The sequence below is a fragment of the Pseudoxanthomonas spadix BD-a59 genome (assembly GCF_000233915.3).
In the GTDB taxonomy this organism is placed as follows: Bacteria; Pseudomonadota; Gammaproteobacteria; order Xanthomonadales; family Xanthomonadaceae; genus Pseudoxanthomonas_A; species Pseudoxanthomonas_A spadix.
The window spans coordinates 206,064-221,173 of sequence record NC_016147.2; the positions used below are offsets into that span (position 1 = coordinate 206,064).

The 15,110-nt window shown below is 65.6% G+C and carries 15 protein-coding genes and 3 pseudogenes; 12 read left to right on the forward strand and 6 right to left on the reverse strand.

Annotated features, from left to right (window positions below; genetic code table 11):
* Positions 1 to 143 precede the first annotated feature (143 nt).
* From DSC_RS00870 to DSC_RS17180, 8 genes and pseudogenes are all read left to right on the forward strand, one after another.
* The gene (locus DSC_RS00870) at positions 144 to 518 is read left to right on the forward strand and encodes a hypothetical protein (RefSeq protein WP_014159214.1); all 375 of its coding nucleotides are present in this window, start codon (positions 144 to 146) and stop codon (positions 516 to 518) included.
* Entirely contained in the window at positions 512 to 1,183 is a 672-nt protein-coding gene (locus tag DSC_RS00875) for a hypothetical protein (RefSeq protein ID WP_014159215.1), read from the forward strand. The genes DSC_RS00870 and DSC_RS00875 overlap by 7 nt, the downstream gene beginning before the upstream one ends.
* The gene (locus DSC_RS00880; RefSeq protein WP_014159216.1) at positions 1,180 to 2,619 is read left to right on the forward strand and encodes an XVIPCD domain-containing protein; all 1,440 of its coding nucleotides are present in this window, start codon (positions 1,180 to 1,182) and stop codon (positions 2,617 to 2,619) included. Before DSC_RS00875 ends, DSC_RS00880 begins: the two co-directional genes overlap by 4 nt.
* A gap of 97 nt (positions 2,620 to 2,716) precedes the next feature.
* Positions 2,717 to 3,943, forward strand: a complete 1,227-nt coding sequence (locus DSC_RS00885; protein ID WP_014159217.1) for a lytic murein transglycosylase — start codon at positions 2,717 to 2,719, stop codon at positions 3,941 to 3,943.
* Positions 3,944 to 3,985: 42 nt separating this feature from the next.
* A complete protein-coding gene (locus DSC_RS00890; RefSeq protein WP_014159218.1) occupies positions 3,986 to 4,729 on the forward strand; it encodes an ATP-binding cassette domain-containing protein in 744 nt (247 codons plus the stop codon).
* Positions 4,726 to 6,210 (forward strand): ABC transporter permease/substrate-binding protein, encoded by a 1,485-nt coding sequence (locus tag DSC_RS00895; RefSeq protein WP_014159219.1) that lies wholly within the window; start codon positions 4,726 to 4,728, stop codon positions 6,208 to 6,210. The genes DSC_RS00890 and DSC_RS00895 overlap by 4 nt, the downstream gene beginning before the upstream one ends.
* A gap of 2 nt (positions 6,211 to 6,212) precedes the next feature.
* Positions 6,213 to 6,497, forward strand: coding sequence for a hypothetical protein (locus DSC_RS16970; RefSeq protein WP_014159220.1), 285 nt, complete (start codon positions 6,213 to 6,215; stop codon positions 6,495 to 6,497).
* A gap of 90 nt (positions 6,498 to 6,587) precedes the next feature.
* Positions 6,588 to 6,749 (forward strand): annotated as a pseudogene (locus DSC_RS17180) (IS110 family transposase); the annotation flags it as partial.
* A gap of 381 nt (positions 6,750 to 7,130) precedes the next feature.
* On the opposite strand, the gene DSC_RS16440 reads toward DSC_RS17180, so the two are convergent.
* Positions 7,131 to 7,754, reverse strand: coding sequence for a hypothetical protein (locus DSC_RS16440; RefSeq protein WP_158308221.1), 624 nt, complete (start codon positions 7,752 to 7,754; stop codon positions 7,131 to 7,133).
* A 42-nt stretch (positions 7,755 to 7,796) separates the two neighbouring features.
* On the opposite strand from DSC_RS16440, the pseudogene DSC_RS16445 reads away from it, so the two are divergent.
* A pseudogene (locus tag DSC_RS16445) lies at positions 7,797 to 8,045 on the forward strand (IS110 family transposase); the annotation flags it as partial.
* A gap of 68 nt (positions 8,046 to 8,113) precedes the next feature.
* On the opposite strand, the gene DSC_RS15905 reads toward DSC_RS16445, so the two are convergent.
* The 3 genes from DSC_RS15905 to DSC_RS00915 all read right to left on the reverse strand — a co-directional run bounded on the left by DSC_RS15905 (position 8,114) and on the right by DSC_RS00915 (position 9,437).
* The gene (locus DSC_RS15905) at positions 8,114 to 8,428 is read right to left on the reverse strand and encodes a helix-turn-helix domain-containing protein (RefSeq protein ID WP_014159221.1); all 315 of its coding nucleotides are present in this window, start codon (positions 8,426 to 8,428) and stop codon (positions 8,114 to 8,116) included.
* Complete coding sequence (locus DSC_RS00910; protein WP_202944898.1) at positions 8,421 to 8,660, reverse strand: type II toxin-antitoxin system RelE/ParE family toxin; 240 nt, start codon at positions 8,658 to 8,660, stop codon at positions 8,421 to 8,423. The genes DSC_RS15905 and DSC_RS00910 overlap by 8 nt, the downstream gene beginning before the upstream one ends.
* Before the next feature lie 189 nt (positions 8,661 to 8,849).
* Complete coding sequence (locus DSC_RS00915) at positions 8,850 to 9,437, reverse strand: hypothetical protein (protein WP_014159224.1); 588 nt, start codon at positions 9,435 to 9,437, stop codon at positions 8,850 to 8,852.
* A 180-nt stretch (positions 9,438 to 9,617) separates the two neighbouring features.
* On the opposite strand from DSC_RS00915, the pseudogene DSC_RS17185 reads away from it, so the two are divergent.
* Positions 9,618 to 9,815 (forward strand): annotated as a pseudogene (locus DSC_RS17185) (IS110 family transposase); the annotation flags it as partial.
* 14 nt (positions 9,816 to 9,829) lie between these two features.
* Here DSC_RS17185 and DSC_RS00920 read toward each other — a convergent pair.
* Positions 9,830 to 11,005, reverse strand: a complete 1,176-nt coding sequence (locus DSC_RS00920; RefSeq protein ID WP_014159226.1) for an aminotransferase class V-fold PLP-dependent enzyme — start codon at positions 11,003 to 11,005, stop codon at positions 9,830 to 9,832.
* 71 nt (positions 11,006 to 11,076) lie between these two features.
* On the opposite strand from DSC_RS00920, the gene egtB reads away from it, so the two are divergent.
* A complete protein-coding gene (gene egtB, locus DSC_RS00925) occupies positions 11,077 to 12,372 on the forward strand; it encodes an ergothioneine biosynthesis protein EgtB (protein ID WP_014159227.1) in 1,296 nt (431 codons plus the stop codon).
* Entirely contained in the window at positions 12,369 to 13,355 is a 987-nt protein-coding gene (gene egtD, locus DSC_RS00930) for an L-histidine N(alpha)-methyltransferase (RefSeq protein ID WP_014159228.1), read from the forward strand. Before egtB ends, egtD begins: the two co-directional genes overlap by 4 nt.
* A 40-nt stretch (positions 13,356 to 13,395) precedes the next feature.
* Here egtD and ilvA read toward each other — a convergent pair whose 3' ends face one another.
* The gene (gene ilvA, locus DSC_RS00935) at positions 13,396 to 14,970 is read right to left on the reverse strand and encodes a threonine ammonia-lyase, biosynthetic (RefSeq protein ID WP_014159229.1); all 1,575 of its coding nucleotides are present in this window, start codon (positions 14,968 to 14,970) and stop codon (positions 13,396 to 13,398) included.
* Between the last annotated feature and the right edge of the window lie 140 nt (positions 14,971 to 15,110).

Here is a 15,110-nt window from a genome sequence, read left to right on the forward strand (position 1 = left end):
ATTGCCACCTGATGGCGGATTGACAGGCTTGGAAACCGCAGCCTAGATTGCTCGCGGTCCTGATGCCATGGAGGTAGCGATGCAATGTGGAAGCGTTCGTTCTTCAGCCTGAGCCTGTTCCCGCTGCTGTGGGGGGGTGTTCGATGAACACCGCACCTGACCCGGCCGACCTCATCAAGCGCTACAAGAACCCGCACCCGCAGCAGGGCTACCGGGTGACGCTGGCCATCGCCGATGGCCGCTACGAAGATATTGTCCGCCATGGCGTGACTTACAAAGTGTTGGGGCACGTGGACCTGGTTAGTGGCGACCAGGGCACGATCTACCGGCGTGCCGATACCGGTGAGGTCGTCGCGGCCCACCGCGGTACCGAGTTCGATCGCCAGAAGCTGCAGGATCTGGTGCATACCGATGGCAGCATGGTGTTGGGTCGCCTCAATCCGCAGGCCGATGACGCCATCGCATGGCGGCGGTCCGTGGCGGACGATCGAATCAGAGCGGCTAACGCGGCATGTTGATAAAGAAGTTCACGGGGTGCGCGGTCATCGCCGCATTTGCGGTGTGGGTGCTGATCGCGGCCGCAGCGGGCTGCGCGCCTGCCTCGCAGGGCCCAGTGAGCACACCCGCTCAAAAGGAGAAGTCCAAGATGGAATACAGACAGAACCCCAATCCCACGAAGGCGCATCAGCTGATAATGCGCATCGACAATGCGCCGGGCGAGTTCGGCTGGATGCATGGATTCATGCAATACGACGTGACCAACCGGGAGTGCCTGCCGCCGCCGGACGAGAACCACGGACACCTCTCGCCGATTCCGACCCGATCGGTCGAGTTCGATCTGACGCAGGAGTCGCCGGGCGAATACAGCGGGATCGTCTATACCGACGGCATGATCGATGAGGATTACCACGGGCGCGGCGTCTGTCGATGGAAACTCATGAATGTGCAAGTACAGCTGAAAGCTACCGGTACCGAGGGCGAGACCTTGTTCATGGCTGACATTTTCGGCGAAGAACTATTGGCCGGTAAGACAAAAACGCTTTATTTCTGGAAAGGTGGTTACCCGCATTCCAGCGTAAGAGACTTTCCCGACTCCGGCGAGACCGATCAGGATAAATTCAAACTGGAGCTGCGTGATGACCTGTTCACCATCACCCTGGCGTCGAAGGAGTTGACGCCATGAGCCTGACGTCTCAGCAATACGCCGATCTGGCGGAATACACCTATGACCGGCAGGGTGATCTGACGCGTGTGGCCAGATCGCAGGAGGCCTTCAGGCTCGACGGGGTGCCATACAAGGTGCTCGAGTACGTCGACAACCCGCGCAATGGCTATCAAGGGGCGATCTATCAGCGGACGGATACGGGCGAGGTTGTGGTGGCGCACCGCGGCACCGAGTTCGGGCGCGAGCCGTTGCAAGATGGTGCACTGACCGATGGCGGCATGGTGTTCGCTCGTGTCAATGCACAGGCGGATGACGCCATCGCGCTGACTGAGCGTGCCAAGGAGATCGCTTGGGGAATTGGGCATCGTATAGGGCACGCCCCCGAAGTCACCGTCACCGGCCACTCCCTGGGCGGCGCGCTGGCCCAGATCACCGCGCATTATTTCGATCTGCGCGGCGAAACCTTCAACGCCTATGGCGCAGCCAGCCTCGATCGACGTATTCCCGAAGGCGGCGATCGGGTCGTCAACCATGTGACGGCCGCCGATATGGTCAGCTCGGCCAGCCCGCACTACGGACGGGTGCAGGTGTACGCCATGCCGCAGGAGGTCGCCCGGATGGAGGGCCTGGGCGGATACGCGAACAACGACAGCCGCCTGTTCGACGTCCGTCGTTCGATCCAGGTTGCCGCCGGTTCGCTGGGCTCGCATGACATGCACCACTTCCTGAAGGTGGATGGCCAGGGGCGCCCGGACGTGTCGGTGCTGGGGGATCCCAGGACCCGGGAGCTGGCCGCGCAGTACGCCCCGATGATCGACAAGTACCGGGACGACGTGCAGGGCATTCGCGCCGGCATGACCGGGGTCGTCCGTGCGGCCACCCCGCTCGGACAGGTGCGAGACGGCATCAACGAGCTGCGCGGCGACCTGGAGCCCGGCGAGCCTGTGCGGCGCGAGGCGGACAGCTGGGGTCAGCAGCAGGCCACGACCCGCAAGGTGATGGGGCGCAGTGAAATGTTGGGGCCGGATCACTGGCGCACGCCGCTGGTGGTGCCGGCACGACCGGCGGATACAGCGCTGCACCGACAGTTGCTGGAGGGCGTCTCGAAGCTGGGCTTCGCCGGCGCCCAGGACACTTCGCCCGACGGACCGGGCAGTCGCGTCGCGGCGGAACTGCTGCGCCAGTCCAGGGAAGCAGGACTGACCGGTGCCGACCACGTGCTGATGGGCACGGGGGAGCAGCCGCGGGTGTTCGCGGTGCAGGGCGCACTGGGCGATCCGGCCCACCTGCGGACTCATGTCGAACTCTCCGCGGCGTTGCAATCGCCGGTGACCGAATCGCTCGGGAAGGTGGAACAACTGAGCCGGCAGCAGGCCGAGCAGCAGGCCTTGAGCGCGGTCCAGGCGCAGCAGATGCCGCAGCCGGAACCGAGTGGGCCTTCGCTTTCCCGCTGAATCGGGGAGGGCCGCGATGGGGTGCTTTGCGTTGAAGCGAGCCGGCCCGGGGCCTGACCTACAATCGCCGGGTCGTTTCCGCTGCAGAGTCTTCCATATGCCCTGTATCGCTGCGCGCTGCTTCTCAGCGGCGCTGGGACTGCTCGCATTCTCCGGCCAGGCCCAGCAGGCACCGGCGCTGCCGAGCCCGGACCAGCAGCGCGCCTTCGCCAGCTGCCGTGTGCAACTGCGTGGCCTGACCGCGGACAGTGGCGTGGCCGGCGATGCGTTCGACCGCTTCATGGCCGGCATCGTCCCGGACATGAGCGTGCTGCCGCTGCTGGACAGCCAGCCCGAATTTTCTACGCCCATCTGGGATTACCTGGCGCCGCTGGTCGATGACGCACGCATCGCCGATGGCAAGGCGATGCTGGCGCAGTACTCCGACACCTTCGCGCGGGTGGCCCAATCGCGTGGCGTCGATGCCGCCACCGTGGCGGCGGTGTGGGGCGTGGAAAGCGACTATGGCCGCGTCCAGGGCACGCGCCCGCTGCTGGTGTCGCTGTCCACGCTGAGCTGTTTCGGTCGGCGCCAGGGGTTCTTCCGCGGCGAGCTGATGGCCACCCTGGCGCTGCTGCAGGCCGGCGACCTCAGCCCCGATGGCCTGACCGGTTCCTGGGCCGGTGCGTTCGGGCAGACCCAGTTCATGCCCAGCACCTACCGCCGCATCGCAGTGGACGGCGATGGCGATGGCCGCCGCGACCTGGTCCACAGCGTGCCCGATGCGTTGGCCTCCACCGCCAATTATCTGGTACGCGCCGGCTGGCAGCGCGGCCAGCCGTGGGGATACGAGATCAAGCTGCCGGCCGGTTTCGACGCGGCCCTGGCCGGACGCACGGCCAAACGGCCGCTGTGCCAGTGGCTGGCGCGCGGGATCACACGCGCAGATGGCAGCGCGATTGCAGCCAGCGAGGTGCCGGCCGCGGTGCTGCTGCCGGCCGGCGTGGCCGGGCCGGCGTTCCTGGTGTTCTCCAACTTCGATGCGATCTATCGCTACAACGCGGCCGAAAGCTACGCGCTGGCCATCGCGCTGCTGTCCGACCGGCTGCGCGGCGGCGGCCCGCTGCTGGCGCGCTGGCCAACCGACGATCCACCGCTGGACCGCGCCGGGCGCAAGCGGCTGCAGACCCTGCTGCTGGCCCGCGGCCACGCCATCGGCCCGGCCGATGGCCTGCTCGGCACCCGGACCCGGCGCGCCATCGTCCAGGAGCAGCAGCGCCTGGGCCTGGTGCCGGCCGATGGCCGCGCCGGGCAGAAGATCCTGCAGGCGCTGGCCGCGCCCTGAGGATTGGCAACACGGCGCTGCGACCTGTGCCAGCATCGGCGCATGCCGACCTTCTCCCTGCAACAGGTCACCCACCGCCACGGCCAAGCCATTGCCCTGGACCAGCTGGACCTGGACATCGCCCGCGGCCGCACCACCGCCTTGATCGGGCCCAGCGGCGCCGGCAAGTCCAGCGTGCTGCGCCTGCTGCTGGGGCTGGAGTGGCCCGAGCGCGGCCAGGTGCGGTTCGAAGGGGTGCCGCTGCAGCGGGCGACCCTGCTGCAACAGCGCCGCCGGATCGGCTACGTGATCCAGGAAGGCGGGCTGTTCCCGCACTTGAGCGCGGGCGAGAACGCCGCGCTGCTGGCGCGCTCGCTGGACTGGCCGCGCGCGCGCATCGGCGCACGCCTGGCCGAGCTGGCGCAGCTGTGCCAGCTGCCGATGGAGCTGCTGGCGCGCTTCCCGGCCGAACTCTCCGGCGGCCAGCGCCAGCGGGTCGGCCTGATCCGCGCGCTGATGCTCGACCCACCGGTGCTGCTGCTGGACGAACCGCTGGGCGCGCTGGACCCGGTCGTGCGTCACGACCTGCAGACCCAGATGCGCGAACTGTTCGGCCAGCTGCACAAGACCGTGGTGCTGGTCACCCACGATGTGGCCGAAGCGGCCTACCTGGCCGATACGCTGGTGCTGATGCGTGCCGGCCGCGTGCTGCAGCAGGGCAGCGCGCGCGAGCTGCTGGAGCATCCGGTCGATGACTTCGTGACCCGCTTCCTCACCGCCCAGCGCACCCTGGAAGAGGCGGCATGAGGCCGCCGGTCGGCTGGGTCTACATCCTGCTGTTCGGCCTGCTGTGCCTGCCATCGGCCGCCCGGGGCGCCGAGCAGGCGACGGTGGGCTCGAAGAACTTCACCGAAGCGGTGATCCTGGGCGAGCTGGCCGTGGGCGCAGGCCGCAGGGCCGGCGTGGAGGTGACCCACAAGCGCCAGCTCGGCGGCACCCGCATCCTGTGGCGGGCGCTGGAAGAAGGCGACATCGACGCCTACGCCGAATACACCGGCACCCTCAAGCAGGAGCTGCTGCAGCAGCCCGATGCCGATGCCGCGCAGGTCAGGGCGGCGCTGGCCCGGCGCGGCCTGGCCATGACCCAGTCGCTGGGCTTCGAGAACACCTACGCCCTGGGCATGCGCAGGCAGCGCGCCCGGCAGCTGGGCATCGCCGCGGTCAGCGACCTGGCCCGGCATCCGGCGCTGAAGATCGGCCTGAGCAACGAGTTCCTGCAGCGCGCCGATGGCTGGCCCGGGGTGCGCGCCGCCTACCACCTGCCCCAGCAACCCAATGGCCTGGACCACGACCTGGCCTATCGCGCCCTGCACAGCGGCGCGATCGATGTGACCGACCTATACAGCACCGATGCGGAGATCCCGGACTACGACCTGGTGGTGCTGGACGACGACCGCCATTACTTCCCCGATTATCAGGCGGTGTTTCTGTATCGGCAGGACCTGGCCCGGCGCGCGCCAGGATTCGTGCAGGCCTTGCAGTCGCTGCAGGGCCGGATCGATGCGGCGACCATGCAACGCCTCAACGCCCAGGTGAAGCTGCAGCAGCAGAGCGAAGCGCAGGTTGCTTCGGCCTGGCTGGGCGTGGAGGCCCCGCAAGGCGGCAGCCGTCACGCACGGATCGCGCAGCGCACGCTGGAGCACCTGGCGCTGGTCGGCATCTCGCTGGGCTGGGCGCTGGTCGTGGCCGTGCCGCTGGGCATCGTCGCCGCGCGCCGCCCGCGCCTGGGCCAGGGCGTGCTGTCGCTGACCGGCCTGCTGCAGACCCTGCCGTCGCTGGCGGTGTTCGTCTTCATGATCCCGCTGTTCGGCATTGGTGCCAGACCGGCGATCGCGGCGCTGTTTCTGTATTCGCTGCTGCCGATCGTGCGCAATACCCACGCCGGCCTGACCGGGATCCCGCGCGAGCTGCGCGAAACCGCCGCCGCCATCGGCCTGCCGCCGCGCACCCGGCTGTGGCGGGTGGAACTGCCGCTGGCCCTGCGCACGATCCTGGCCGGCGTCAAGACCGCGGCGGTGATCAACGTCGGCACCGCCACGCTGGGCGCGCTGATCGGTGCCGGCGGCTACGGCCAGCCGATCCTGACCGGCATTCGCCTGGACAACCTCGGCATGATCCTGGAAGGCGCGGTCCCGGCGGCCGTGCTGGCGCTGCTGGTCCAGGGCGCCTTCGAGCTGTTCGAACGGCTGATGACGCCCAGGGGACTGCGCCTAGCCGCCCGAGCATAGCCTTGCTGTTGCTGTTGCTGTTGCTGTTGCTGTTGCTGTTGTTGTTGTTGTTGTTGCTGTTGCCGTTGCCTTTGCCTTTGATCTTGATCTTGATCTTGATCTTGATCTTCAGCGCCTTCAAAGCGAGCCGAGCACCGCAGGCCGAGCGGGTCGAAGAGGCGCCCTGTCTGAGCGAAGCGAGTTTGGGCGCCGTGCCCGCTCGGGCGAGGAGCACAGGGAACCGGGCCGAAGGCCCGGCGAGTGTCAGGCGCCAGCGGTTTTGGCTACTTTTGCCAAGACAAAAGTAGCTCGCGCCGCGAAGCGGCGTGAAAGCTTCTGCTCCTGCCTGATTGCACCTTGTTGCTTTGCTTGATCGTCCTGAAATGCGTCAGCAGAGCAAGGCCACCCCGGAGCAGGTGTGGATAGGCTCGTTCGACGGGCGCATGCCGTTCGGCAAGGTGATTGTGGCCAACAAACATGCATGGCAGATCTGGGCGATGTTGGCGCACGACATCGACTACGACCCATGCGCCTGTCTCAATCATCCGATGCACCAGCAGACCCGCGCGGCCCACATGACTCACGCAGCCTGGAAAAAGATTCGATTCATCGTGGAGCGACACCGTAGGCAACAGGTCAGACCACCCCGGAGCGAACCTGACCAACCAGATGGACGTCCATACGGTGCTGCGGCTGATCCCCGCGCACCGGACAGTCCGATGAATGAACGAGGTCTTCGGGTGCGGCCTACACATAGGTCCGGGTCGGCAGCATCGGCCCAACAAGACCGTTCAAGGGAGGGAAAGCAGTCTGACAATCGTTGCAGCACGTGAAGCCCTGGCACGCGGCAAACAGGACAACACGATCACCAGCAGCGGCCCGAAAGCTCCGGCAAAAGCATCATGCACCAAGGGTTGACCGGAAGCCGCCCAAGGAATTGGTTAGGCACTGGCAGCTGTAAGCACAGTGCCTGCCACAAAGTTATTCGCATGTTCCTCCTTAAAGAAGAGTCCCACGGTCTCAGTGAAGTAGCCAATATCACGGCTTGAACCTAACGTCTCAATTCGCTCTACATTTGCAACATAGCTCACGCCGTTTATCTCAGTCTGCATTTTGTCTCCGATCCTTATCACGCCTCTACTAATTCGACCAAGAACGACAGCGTCATCTCCAACGCTAAATAAATCCTCAACTGTAATTGACGCTTTACTGCGCAAAATCTCAGCAATCTGTTTATGACCATATAACGGTGAGCCGTTTCTAAGATCATCAACCTCGATCTCCTCCGCTTCTCCTGTATCAGCCTCAACTACATCAAGCACGGCTGGCTGAAAGAAAGACTCACTGAAGTAAGTGTTAAATATTATCTCTGCTGCCTCACGAGCACTATTAGCTTCAGTGCCATCGAACTTCAGTAATACGTTGTAACTGGCCATTGTGCTTTCCTTGAATAGTTCATAGCGGTCGAGTACAGCGCCTAACACCTGAATTAAGCCGAACCGCGAAGCGGTTTCGGCTTGGATGAGTAAAAAGAGACTTCCTCCCCTTGCGGCCTCGAGGGCCATGATGGTGTTACGACACAACCGTCAGCAGAAGAGGAAGTCTCCATGAGCACTATAACCATCGGCGTGGATTTGGCGAAGCATGTGTTTTCGGTGTGCGGGATGGACGGCAGCGGCGGTGTGCTGCGCCGGCTGGATCTCAAACGGGATGCGTTTGCTGCTTGGCTGGCGCAGCTGCCGGCCGGGACGGTGGTGGCGATGGAGGCGTGCAGCGGCGCGCACCATTGGGCACGGTTGCAGCACGTGAAGCCCTGGCACGCGGCAAACAGGACAACACGATCACCAGCAGCGGCCCGAAAGCTCAGGGCAAAAGCATCATGCACCCGGGGCTGACCGCAAGTCTCCCAAGGCATTGTTAGGTGTCACTTCTGTGGAATCAGTTTGACTTGTAGATCGCAGCCAACCGCCCGCGCATATCTTTGGAGAGTAGCAATGGATGGCGCATTTTTTTTGCCAGCAGATTCAAGCCGCGAAATGGCGCTTTTTGTAGTGCCCATGCGCTCAGCGACGGCATCTTGGGTAAGACCCGCTCGCGAGCGGGCCTTGAGCATTTGGTTGGCAAGCTCATACTCCAACTCCAAAGCTTCATAAGCCTCAGCAAATCCCTTGCGCTTGGATGCGCGAGCCAGGAATTCCTGGTGGTCATGTACCACGGGCCTGTATTTGAGGTTAGCCATGCTGCAGCTCCTTGACCCGTTTACGGGCCAGCTTGAGTTCTTTGTCGGGTGTTTCTTGTGTTTTCTTGATGAAGGCGTGGACCATCACGATGCGCTTGCCAAGCAAGAAGCAGTAGAGGGCACGACCAATGCCGGAGCGCCCACGTGGCCTCAGCTCGAATAGCCCATCCCCGAGGGCCCTGGAGTGAGGCAGGCGAAGGCTGGGGCCATGCTCAGCCAGTAGCTCAGCCAAGCGGCATAGTCCGCAAGGACATCTACCGGCCATGACTCGATCTCCGCCAGAAGGCGCGGGTGGAAGTACTCGATCTGGAAGGCCATGCCGCATGTTAGCAAATGCGCTAACAGCGTGCAACGAGCTCGTTGTGACGCGTAACGCCTGAGTTAAGCCGCGCCGCGAAGCGGCGTCGGCTTGACTGATTTGTTAGGCCCTAACTTCGGGAAAGCACCCACCATGCTCCACTAGGTACACGAGCCGGTTGTGGAGACGAACTAGTTCATCAGAGATCGGTTGGATGAAGAACTCATCGCCGAGGATCTTGAATTTGCCGGAGTCGATGAAGTAGGCGCGGAAGTAGTGAGCTGGAACCTCACTTGCATAGGTCGGACCAAACCACTCGGGCATGATCAAACCAACAATGCCCGCCGATAAATATTTGTCCAGCCGCTCATCGAAGTGCTCCGCTGCATCCCTAAGGCTTCGATCGCGGAGTGGAGAATCGTCATTGATTTGTAGTACAGCTTGAAGATAGGCACCGCGAGGCAAGTGATTTTTCCTCACCGGCCAGAAGTAGCGTGAGATGGCTGCCGCACAAAGCACGACGCTTTGAACATGATCTAGGGCAATGGAGCAGTCGAACTCAGGAGTTCTACCCTCCCCTCGAAGCTTGTCGATCCTGCCGATCAAGTCAGAGATGTACTCCATTGATGCGCAAGCCTGCCTTGTGTGAAACAGCATGCTCTCGATGTAGAACACCTCATGCTGTGGCCAGATTGGCAAGGAGTTGTCCATCGGCGTCTAACGCCTGAATTAAGCCGACCCGCGAAGCCAGTTCGGCTTGAATGAGTAAAAAGAGGCTTCCTCCCCTTGCGGCCTCAAGGGCCGTGATGGTGTTACGACACAACCGTCAGCAGAAAAGGGAGTCTCCATGAGCACTATAACCATCGGCGCGGATTTGGCGAAGCATCTGTTTTGGGTTGCGGGACGGTGGTGGCGATGGAGGCGTGCAGCGGCGCGCATCATTGGGCACGGCGTTGCCAAGAACATGGCTTGCAGTCGCGCATCATCGCCGCGCAGTTCGTCAGACCCTTCCGCAAGAGCTCGCGCAGCAAGAACGATCGAAACGAGCTGGCGGACATGGATGCGCAGGCCGGGTTGCATTCAATGCGGTCGCTGATGTGGAGCTAAGCGCTGGCCGCGATCTCCACCACCCGCACCATCTGCTCGACCGACACCCTCAGGCACGGCGCCAAGCGCAATCCGCTGCCGCGCCGAATGCAGATGACCTGCTGCGCCGCGAACGCCGCGGCCACCGCGTCCAGGCGATCTGCCGGCACGCGCAAGCCGGTGATGTGCGGCGCATGCCCCGGCGTCTTCCATGCCGACAAACCGTGCGCGTCCAGCGCAGCATCCAGCGCCGAAGTGAGTTCGCCCAGCGCGCCGGCCACGCGCGACAGGCCCCAATGCCGCAGCTGGGCCAGGCCGCCGGCAGCCATCACCAGGCGCAGCGGATCGACGATGCCACCGGCATCGAAGCGGCGCGCACCGGGCATGAACGGCGGCAGCGCGTCACTGGTGAAGGTCCAGACCTGGGCGGGGTCGCGGGCGCCCCAGTGGTGTTCGATCGGGACGCCCTCGCGGCGCCAGCGCGGCGAGGCCCACAGCCAGGCCAGGCCCTTGGGCCCGAGCAGCCACTTGTAGCCCACGCTGATCACGAAGTCCGGCTGCCAGCGCGCCAGCGCCACCGGCAGCACGCCCAGGCTCTGGCTCAGGTCCAGCACCAGGGCTGCGCCTGCGGCATGGGCCGCCGGCGCGATGCGGTCCAGGTCCAGCAGGCGGCCGTCATGCCAGTGGCAGTGCGGCAGCGTCACCACCGCCAGGCGCGGGGTGTCCTGGATCCGCGCCAGCACCGCATCGGTCAACGACTGGCCTGAAGCGGGCCTGGCGGCGATCACCCGCGCGCCGACCTGTGCGCAGCGCTGCTGCCAGACCAGCAGGTTGGAGGGGAACTGATCGGCCAGTACCAGCACCGCCGCGCCGCGTTGCAGCGGCAGGTTGTGCGCGGCGGTGGCCAGTCCATAGGCCGCCGAAGGCACCATTGCCAGCCCATCCACGTCGCCGCCGAACAGCAGCCCGGCGGCCAACCTGCGGGTCTGCTCGACCCGCTCCAGCAGCGCGGCATGCGGCAATTGCCAGGGCGCCGCCTCGGCCTCGATGGCCGCGTGCGCGGCGGCCTGGACACCGCTCAGGCGCGGCCCATCCGAGGCGCCATCGAGGTAGCAGGTGCCCGGCGGCAGGGCGAATGCGGCCTGCCGCCGGGCCCAGTCCACCGGCGTGGGGATGAAGTCATCAGGGCGCATGCCGTGAGCTTAGCGCGACGTGAAACCGTGCTCTAACGGCAATTTCACCCGCGCTGGCCAAGCATGGGCCGATGCATGCCAAGACACCGGCGGCCGTTGCAGGCCACGACCTCACATCCCGGACCGAAGATCTGCGCGCGCGCTTTGCCGCGATGCGTGCGACCACGCGCGCGTTGGCCGCCCCGCTCAGTGCCGAAGACGCGATGGTCCAGAGCATGGACGATGCCAGCCCGGCCAAGTGGCACCTGGCCCATACCACCTGGTTCTTCGAGCGCTTCATCCTGGCTGGCGATGTGCAGTACCGCCCATTCGATCCGGCCTGGGACTACCTGTTCAACAGCTACTACAACAGCGTCGGGCCGATGCATGCGCGGCCCCGGCGCGGGCTGCTGTCGCGGCCATCGCTGGAGCAGGTGCGCGCCTATCGCCAGCACGTCGAAGCGCGCCTGCAGCAACGCCTGCATGCCCACGCGCTGGACCATGCCGCGCTGGACATCCTGGAGCTGGGGATCCAGCACGAACAGCAGCACCAGGAGCTGCTGCTGACCGACATCAGGCACGCACTGTGGAGCAATCCGCTGCAGCCGGCCTACCGGGAGGATCTGCCCGGCACCCGGGCCGGTGCCAGCCCGCTGCGCTGGATCGCGCGCGAAGAGCAGATCGTGGAGATCGGCGCAGCTTCGTGGCCGGCGGCGAAGGATTTTGCCTACGACAACGAATCGCCGCGCCATCGCGCGCTGGTGCCGGCACATGCGCTGGCCAGCCGGCCGGTGAGCAACGCCGAGTTCCAGGCCTTCATCGACGATGGCGGCTACCGCACGCCCGCGCCCTGGCTCAGCGATGGCTGGGCCACCGTGCAGGCGCGCGGCTGGCAGCGCCCGCTGTACTGGCACCAGGACGGGGCGCGCGAATTCACCCTGGGCGGCTGGCGCGAGCGCGACCCCGATGCGCCGGCCTGCGGGCTGAGCCTGTTCGAGGCCGACGCCTTCGCGCGCTGGGCCGGTGCACGCCTGCCGACCGAAGCCGAATGGGAGCAGGCCGCCACCGGCCTCGCCGTGGACGGCAACTTCATCGAAACCGATGCGCTGCATCCGCAGTCGGTGCCAGCGGCTGAAACCGGCTTTGCCCAGCTGTTCGGTGATGTCTGGGAATGGACCGGCAGCGCCTACCTGCCGTATCCGGGCTTTGCCCCGTGGCCGGGCGCCCTGGGCGAGTACAACGGCAAGTTCATGAACGCGCAGTGGGTCTTGCGCGGCGGCAGCTGCGCCACCGCGCGCAACCACATCCGCGCCAGCTATCGCAATTTCTTTCCCTCCGATGCACGCTGGCAGTTCGCCGGTGTCCGACTTGCCAAGGATCTGACGTGAACGTCGCCGCCCATGCCCTGCAGCGCGCCCGCGATGCGCTGACCGACCTGCGCCCGCAGCCCGATGACATCGCCGCCGATGTCATTGCCGGCCTGTCCAGGAGCCCCAGGACGCTGCCGTCCAAGTATTTCTATGACGCCCAGGGCTCGCATCTGTTCGAAGAGATTACCCAGCAGCCGGAGTACTACCTGACCGGCACCGAGCTGGCGCTGCTGGAAGCGCGGCTGCCCTCGATCGCCCAGGCCATCGGCCCCGGCGCGCACGTGGTCGAATACGGCAGCGGCAGCGGGCGCAAGACCGAGCTGCTGCTCGAACACCTGCGCGAACCGGTCGCCTACACCCCGGTGGAGATCTCGCGCACCGCGGTGCTGGAGGCCACCGCGCGGCTGTCCCAGCAGTTTCCACAGATCCAGATGCTGCCGGTCTGCGCCGACTTCACCAAGCCGCTGGAGCTGCCCACCAGTACCGTGCCGGCGCAGCGCACGGTGATGTTCTTCCCCGGCTCCACCCTGGGCAACTTCACCGACGAGGACGCCGTGCGCCTGCTGGACGCGATGCGCCAGACCATGGGCGCCCACGGCTGCGCCCTGATCGGCATCGACCTGGACAAGGATCCGGCGCTGATCGAGGCGGCCTACAACGATGCCGCCGGGGTCACCGCCGAGTTCACCCTGAACCTGCTGGCGCGGCTCAACCGCGAGATCGGCAGCGATTTCGACCTCGATGGCTTCCGTCATCGCGCGCTGTATGCCCGCCAGCGCGGCCGCATCGAGACCTTCCTGGTCAGCCAGCGCGCGCAGTCAGTGCATGTTGCCGGCAGGACCTTTGCGTTCGAGGCCGGCGAGTCGATCCAGGTCGAATACAGCTACAAGTACACCGATGCCGGCTTTGCCGCCCTGGTCGCACGCGCCGGGTTGAAGGTCACCCACGGCTGGAACGATGCGCGCGACTGGTTCGGCCTGCGTCTGTTGCAGCCGGCATGAAGCCCCGGATGCACCTGCCGCCCACGCTGCTGACCCAAGATCAGGCGCGGCAGCCCACAGGCGATGCCGCCTGATTGCGCAGGAACAGGCGGTAGACCGGGTTGTCGGTTTCTTCCACGTACGGATAGCCCAGCGTGTCCAGGAAGCGCTGGAATGTCGCGTCGTCCTTGCTCGGCACCTGCAGGCCGACCAGGGTGCGGCCATAGTCGGCGCCCTGGTTGCGGTAGTGGAACAGGCTGATGTTCCAGGTCGGCTTGAGCAGATTGAGGAACTTGAGCAGGGCGCCGGGCCGTTCCGGGAAGACGAAGCGCAGCAGGCGCTCGTCCTGGGCCAGCGGCGAATGCCCGCCGACCATGTGGCGCACGTGCTCCTTGGCCAGCTCGTCGTGGGTCAGGTCCAGGGTGGCAAAGCCGTGGCGCACGAAGTTGGCGGTGATCCGGGCCGACTCGCCCTTGCCCTGGGTGGTCAGGCCGACGAACACGTGCGCCTGCTGCGCATCGCTGATGCGGTAGTTGAACTCGGTGACGTTGCGCGGCCCGCCGGGCAGGTCTTCGACCAGCTCGCAGAAGCGGCGAAAGGAACCGCGCTCCTCGGGGATGGTCACCGCAAACAGCGCCTCGCGTTCCTCGCCCACCTCGGCGCGCTCGGCCACGAAGCGCAGGCGGTCGAAGTTCATGTTGGCCCCGCACAGGATCGCCGCGTAGGTCGCACCCTTGGTCTTGTGCGTGGCCACGTACTGCTTGATCGCGGCCACCGCCATCGCCCCGGACGGTTCGACGATGCTGCGCGTGTCGACGAACACATCCTTGATCGCCGCGCACACCGCGTCGGTATCGACGATCACGAATTCGTCCACCAGCCCACGCGCGATGCGGAAGGTTTCCTTGCCGACCCGCTTGACCGCGGTGCCGTCGGCGAACAGGCCGACATCGGGCAGGGCCACGCGCCTGCCTGCAGCGATCGAGCGGAACATGGCGTCCGAATCGGCCATCTGCACGCCGATGACCTTGATCTCCGGGCGCACGGCCTTGATGTAGTTGGCCACCCCCGAGATCAGCCCGCCGCCGCCGACCGCGACGAAGACCGCATCCAGCGGTCCCTGGTGCTGGCGCAGGATCTCCATCGCGATGGTGCCCTGGCCGGCGATGACGTCGGGATCGTCGAAGGGATGGACGAAGGTCAGGCCCTGCGCCTGCTGCAGGATCAGCGCGTGCTCGTGGGCGTCGGAATAGCTGTCGCCGTGCAGCACCACCTCACCGCCCAGCGCCTTGACCGCATCAATCTTCAGGCGCGGGGTGGTCACCGGCATCACCACCACCGCGCGGGTCCCCAGCTTGTGCGCGCCCAGCGCCACGCCCTGCGCATGGTTGCCGGCAGAGGCACAGATCACGCCGCGCTGCAGCTGTTCGGGCGTCAGGTGCGCCATCTTGTTGTAGGCGCCGCGCAGCTTGAAGCTGAAGACCGCCTGCTGGTCCTCGCGCTTGAGCAGGATCTTGTTGTGCAGGCGCTGGCTGAGCGTGCGCGCAGGTTCCAGCGGCGATTCCACTGCCACGTCGTAGACCCGGGCGGTGAGGATCTTCTGGAGGTAATCGGCGGGTTTGAGGAGCTTGGACATAGCCGCCCATGCTACCGCGCGACCGGCCTGTGCATGTGCCATGGTTGCCAATGAAAGTGGCGTGCGGTGCGGTGCGGTGCGGGTGCGGTCGGCACGTGCGCGGTGCGTCTGCCAGTGTTCCCGCGTGTGGTCGTTGTCTG

What these genes read in the sequence shown, in the direction of transcription:
- DSC_RS00875 (WP_014159215.1), top strand. Translation starts at nt 512, where the DNA reads ATGTTGATAAAGAAGTTCACGGGGTGCGCGGTCATCGCCGCATTTGCG.
- egtB (WP_014159227.1), top strand. Translation starts at nt 11,077, where the DNA reads ATGCATGCCAAGACACCGGCGGCCGTTGCAGGCCACGACCTCACATCC.
- DSC_RS00895 (WP_014159219.1), top strand. Translation starts at nt 4,726, where the DNA reads ATGAGGCCGCCGGTCGGCTGGGTCTACATCCTGCTGTTCGGCCTGCTG.
- DSC_RS00885 (WP_014159217.1), top strand. Translation starts at nt 2,717, where the DNA reads ATGCCCTGTATCGCTGCGCGCTGCTTCTCAGCGGCGCTGGGACTGCTC.
- DSC_RS16440 (WP_158308221.1), bottom strand. Translation starts at nt 7,754, where the DNA reads ATGGCCCTCGAGGCCGCAAGGGGAGGAAGTCTCTTTTTACTCATCCAA.
- DSC_RS00870 (WP_014159214.1), top strand. Translation starts at nt 144, where the DNA reads ATGAACACCGCACCTGACCCGGCCGACCTCATCAAGCGCTACAAGAAC.
- ilvA (WP_014159229.1), bottom strand. Translation starts at nt 14,970, where the DNA reads ATGTCCAAGCTCCTCAAACCCGCCGATTACCTCCAGAAGATCCTCACC.
- DSC_RS15905 (WP_014159221.1), bottom strand. Translation starts at nt 8,428, where the DNA reads ATGGCTAACCTCAAATACAGGCCCGTGGTACATGACCACCAGGAATTC.
- DSC_RS00890 (WP_014159218.1), top strand. Translation starts at nt 3,986, where the DNA reads ATGCCGACCTTCTCCCTGCAACAGGTCACCCACCGCCACGGCCAAGCC.
- DSC_RS00880 (WP_014159216.1), top strand. Translation starts at nt 1,180, where the DNA reads ATGAGCCTGACGTCTCAGCAATACGCCGATCTGGCGGAATACACCTAT.
- DSC_RS00920 (WP_014159226.1), bottom strand. Translation starts at nt 11,005, where the DNA reads ATGCGCCCTGATGACTTCATCCCCACGCCGGTGGACTGGGCCCGGCGG.
- DSC_RS00915 (WP_014159224.1), bottom strand. Translation starts at nt 9,437, where the DNA reads ATGGACAACTCCTTGCCAATCTGGCCACAGCATGAGGTGTTCTACATC.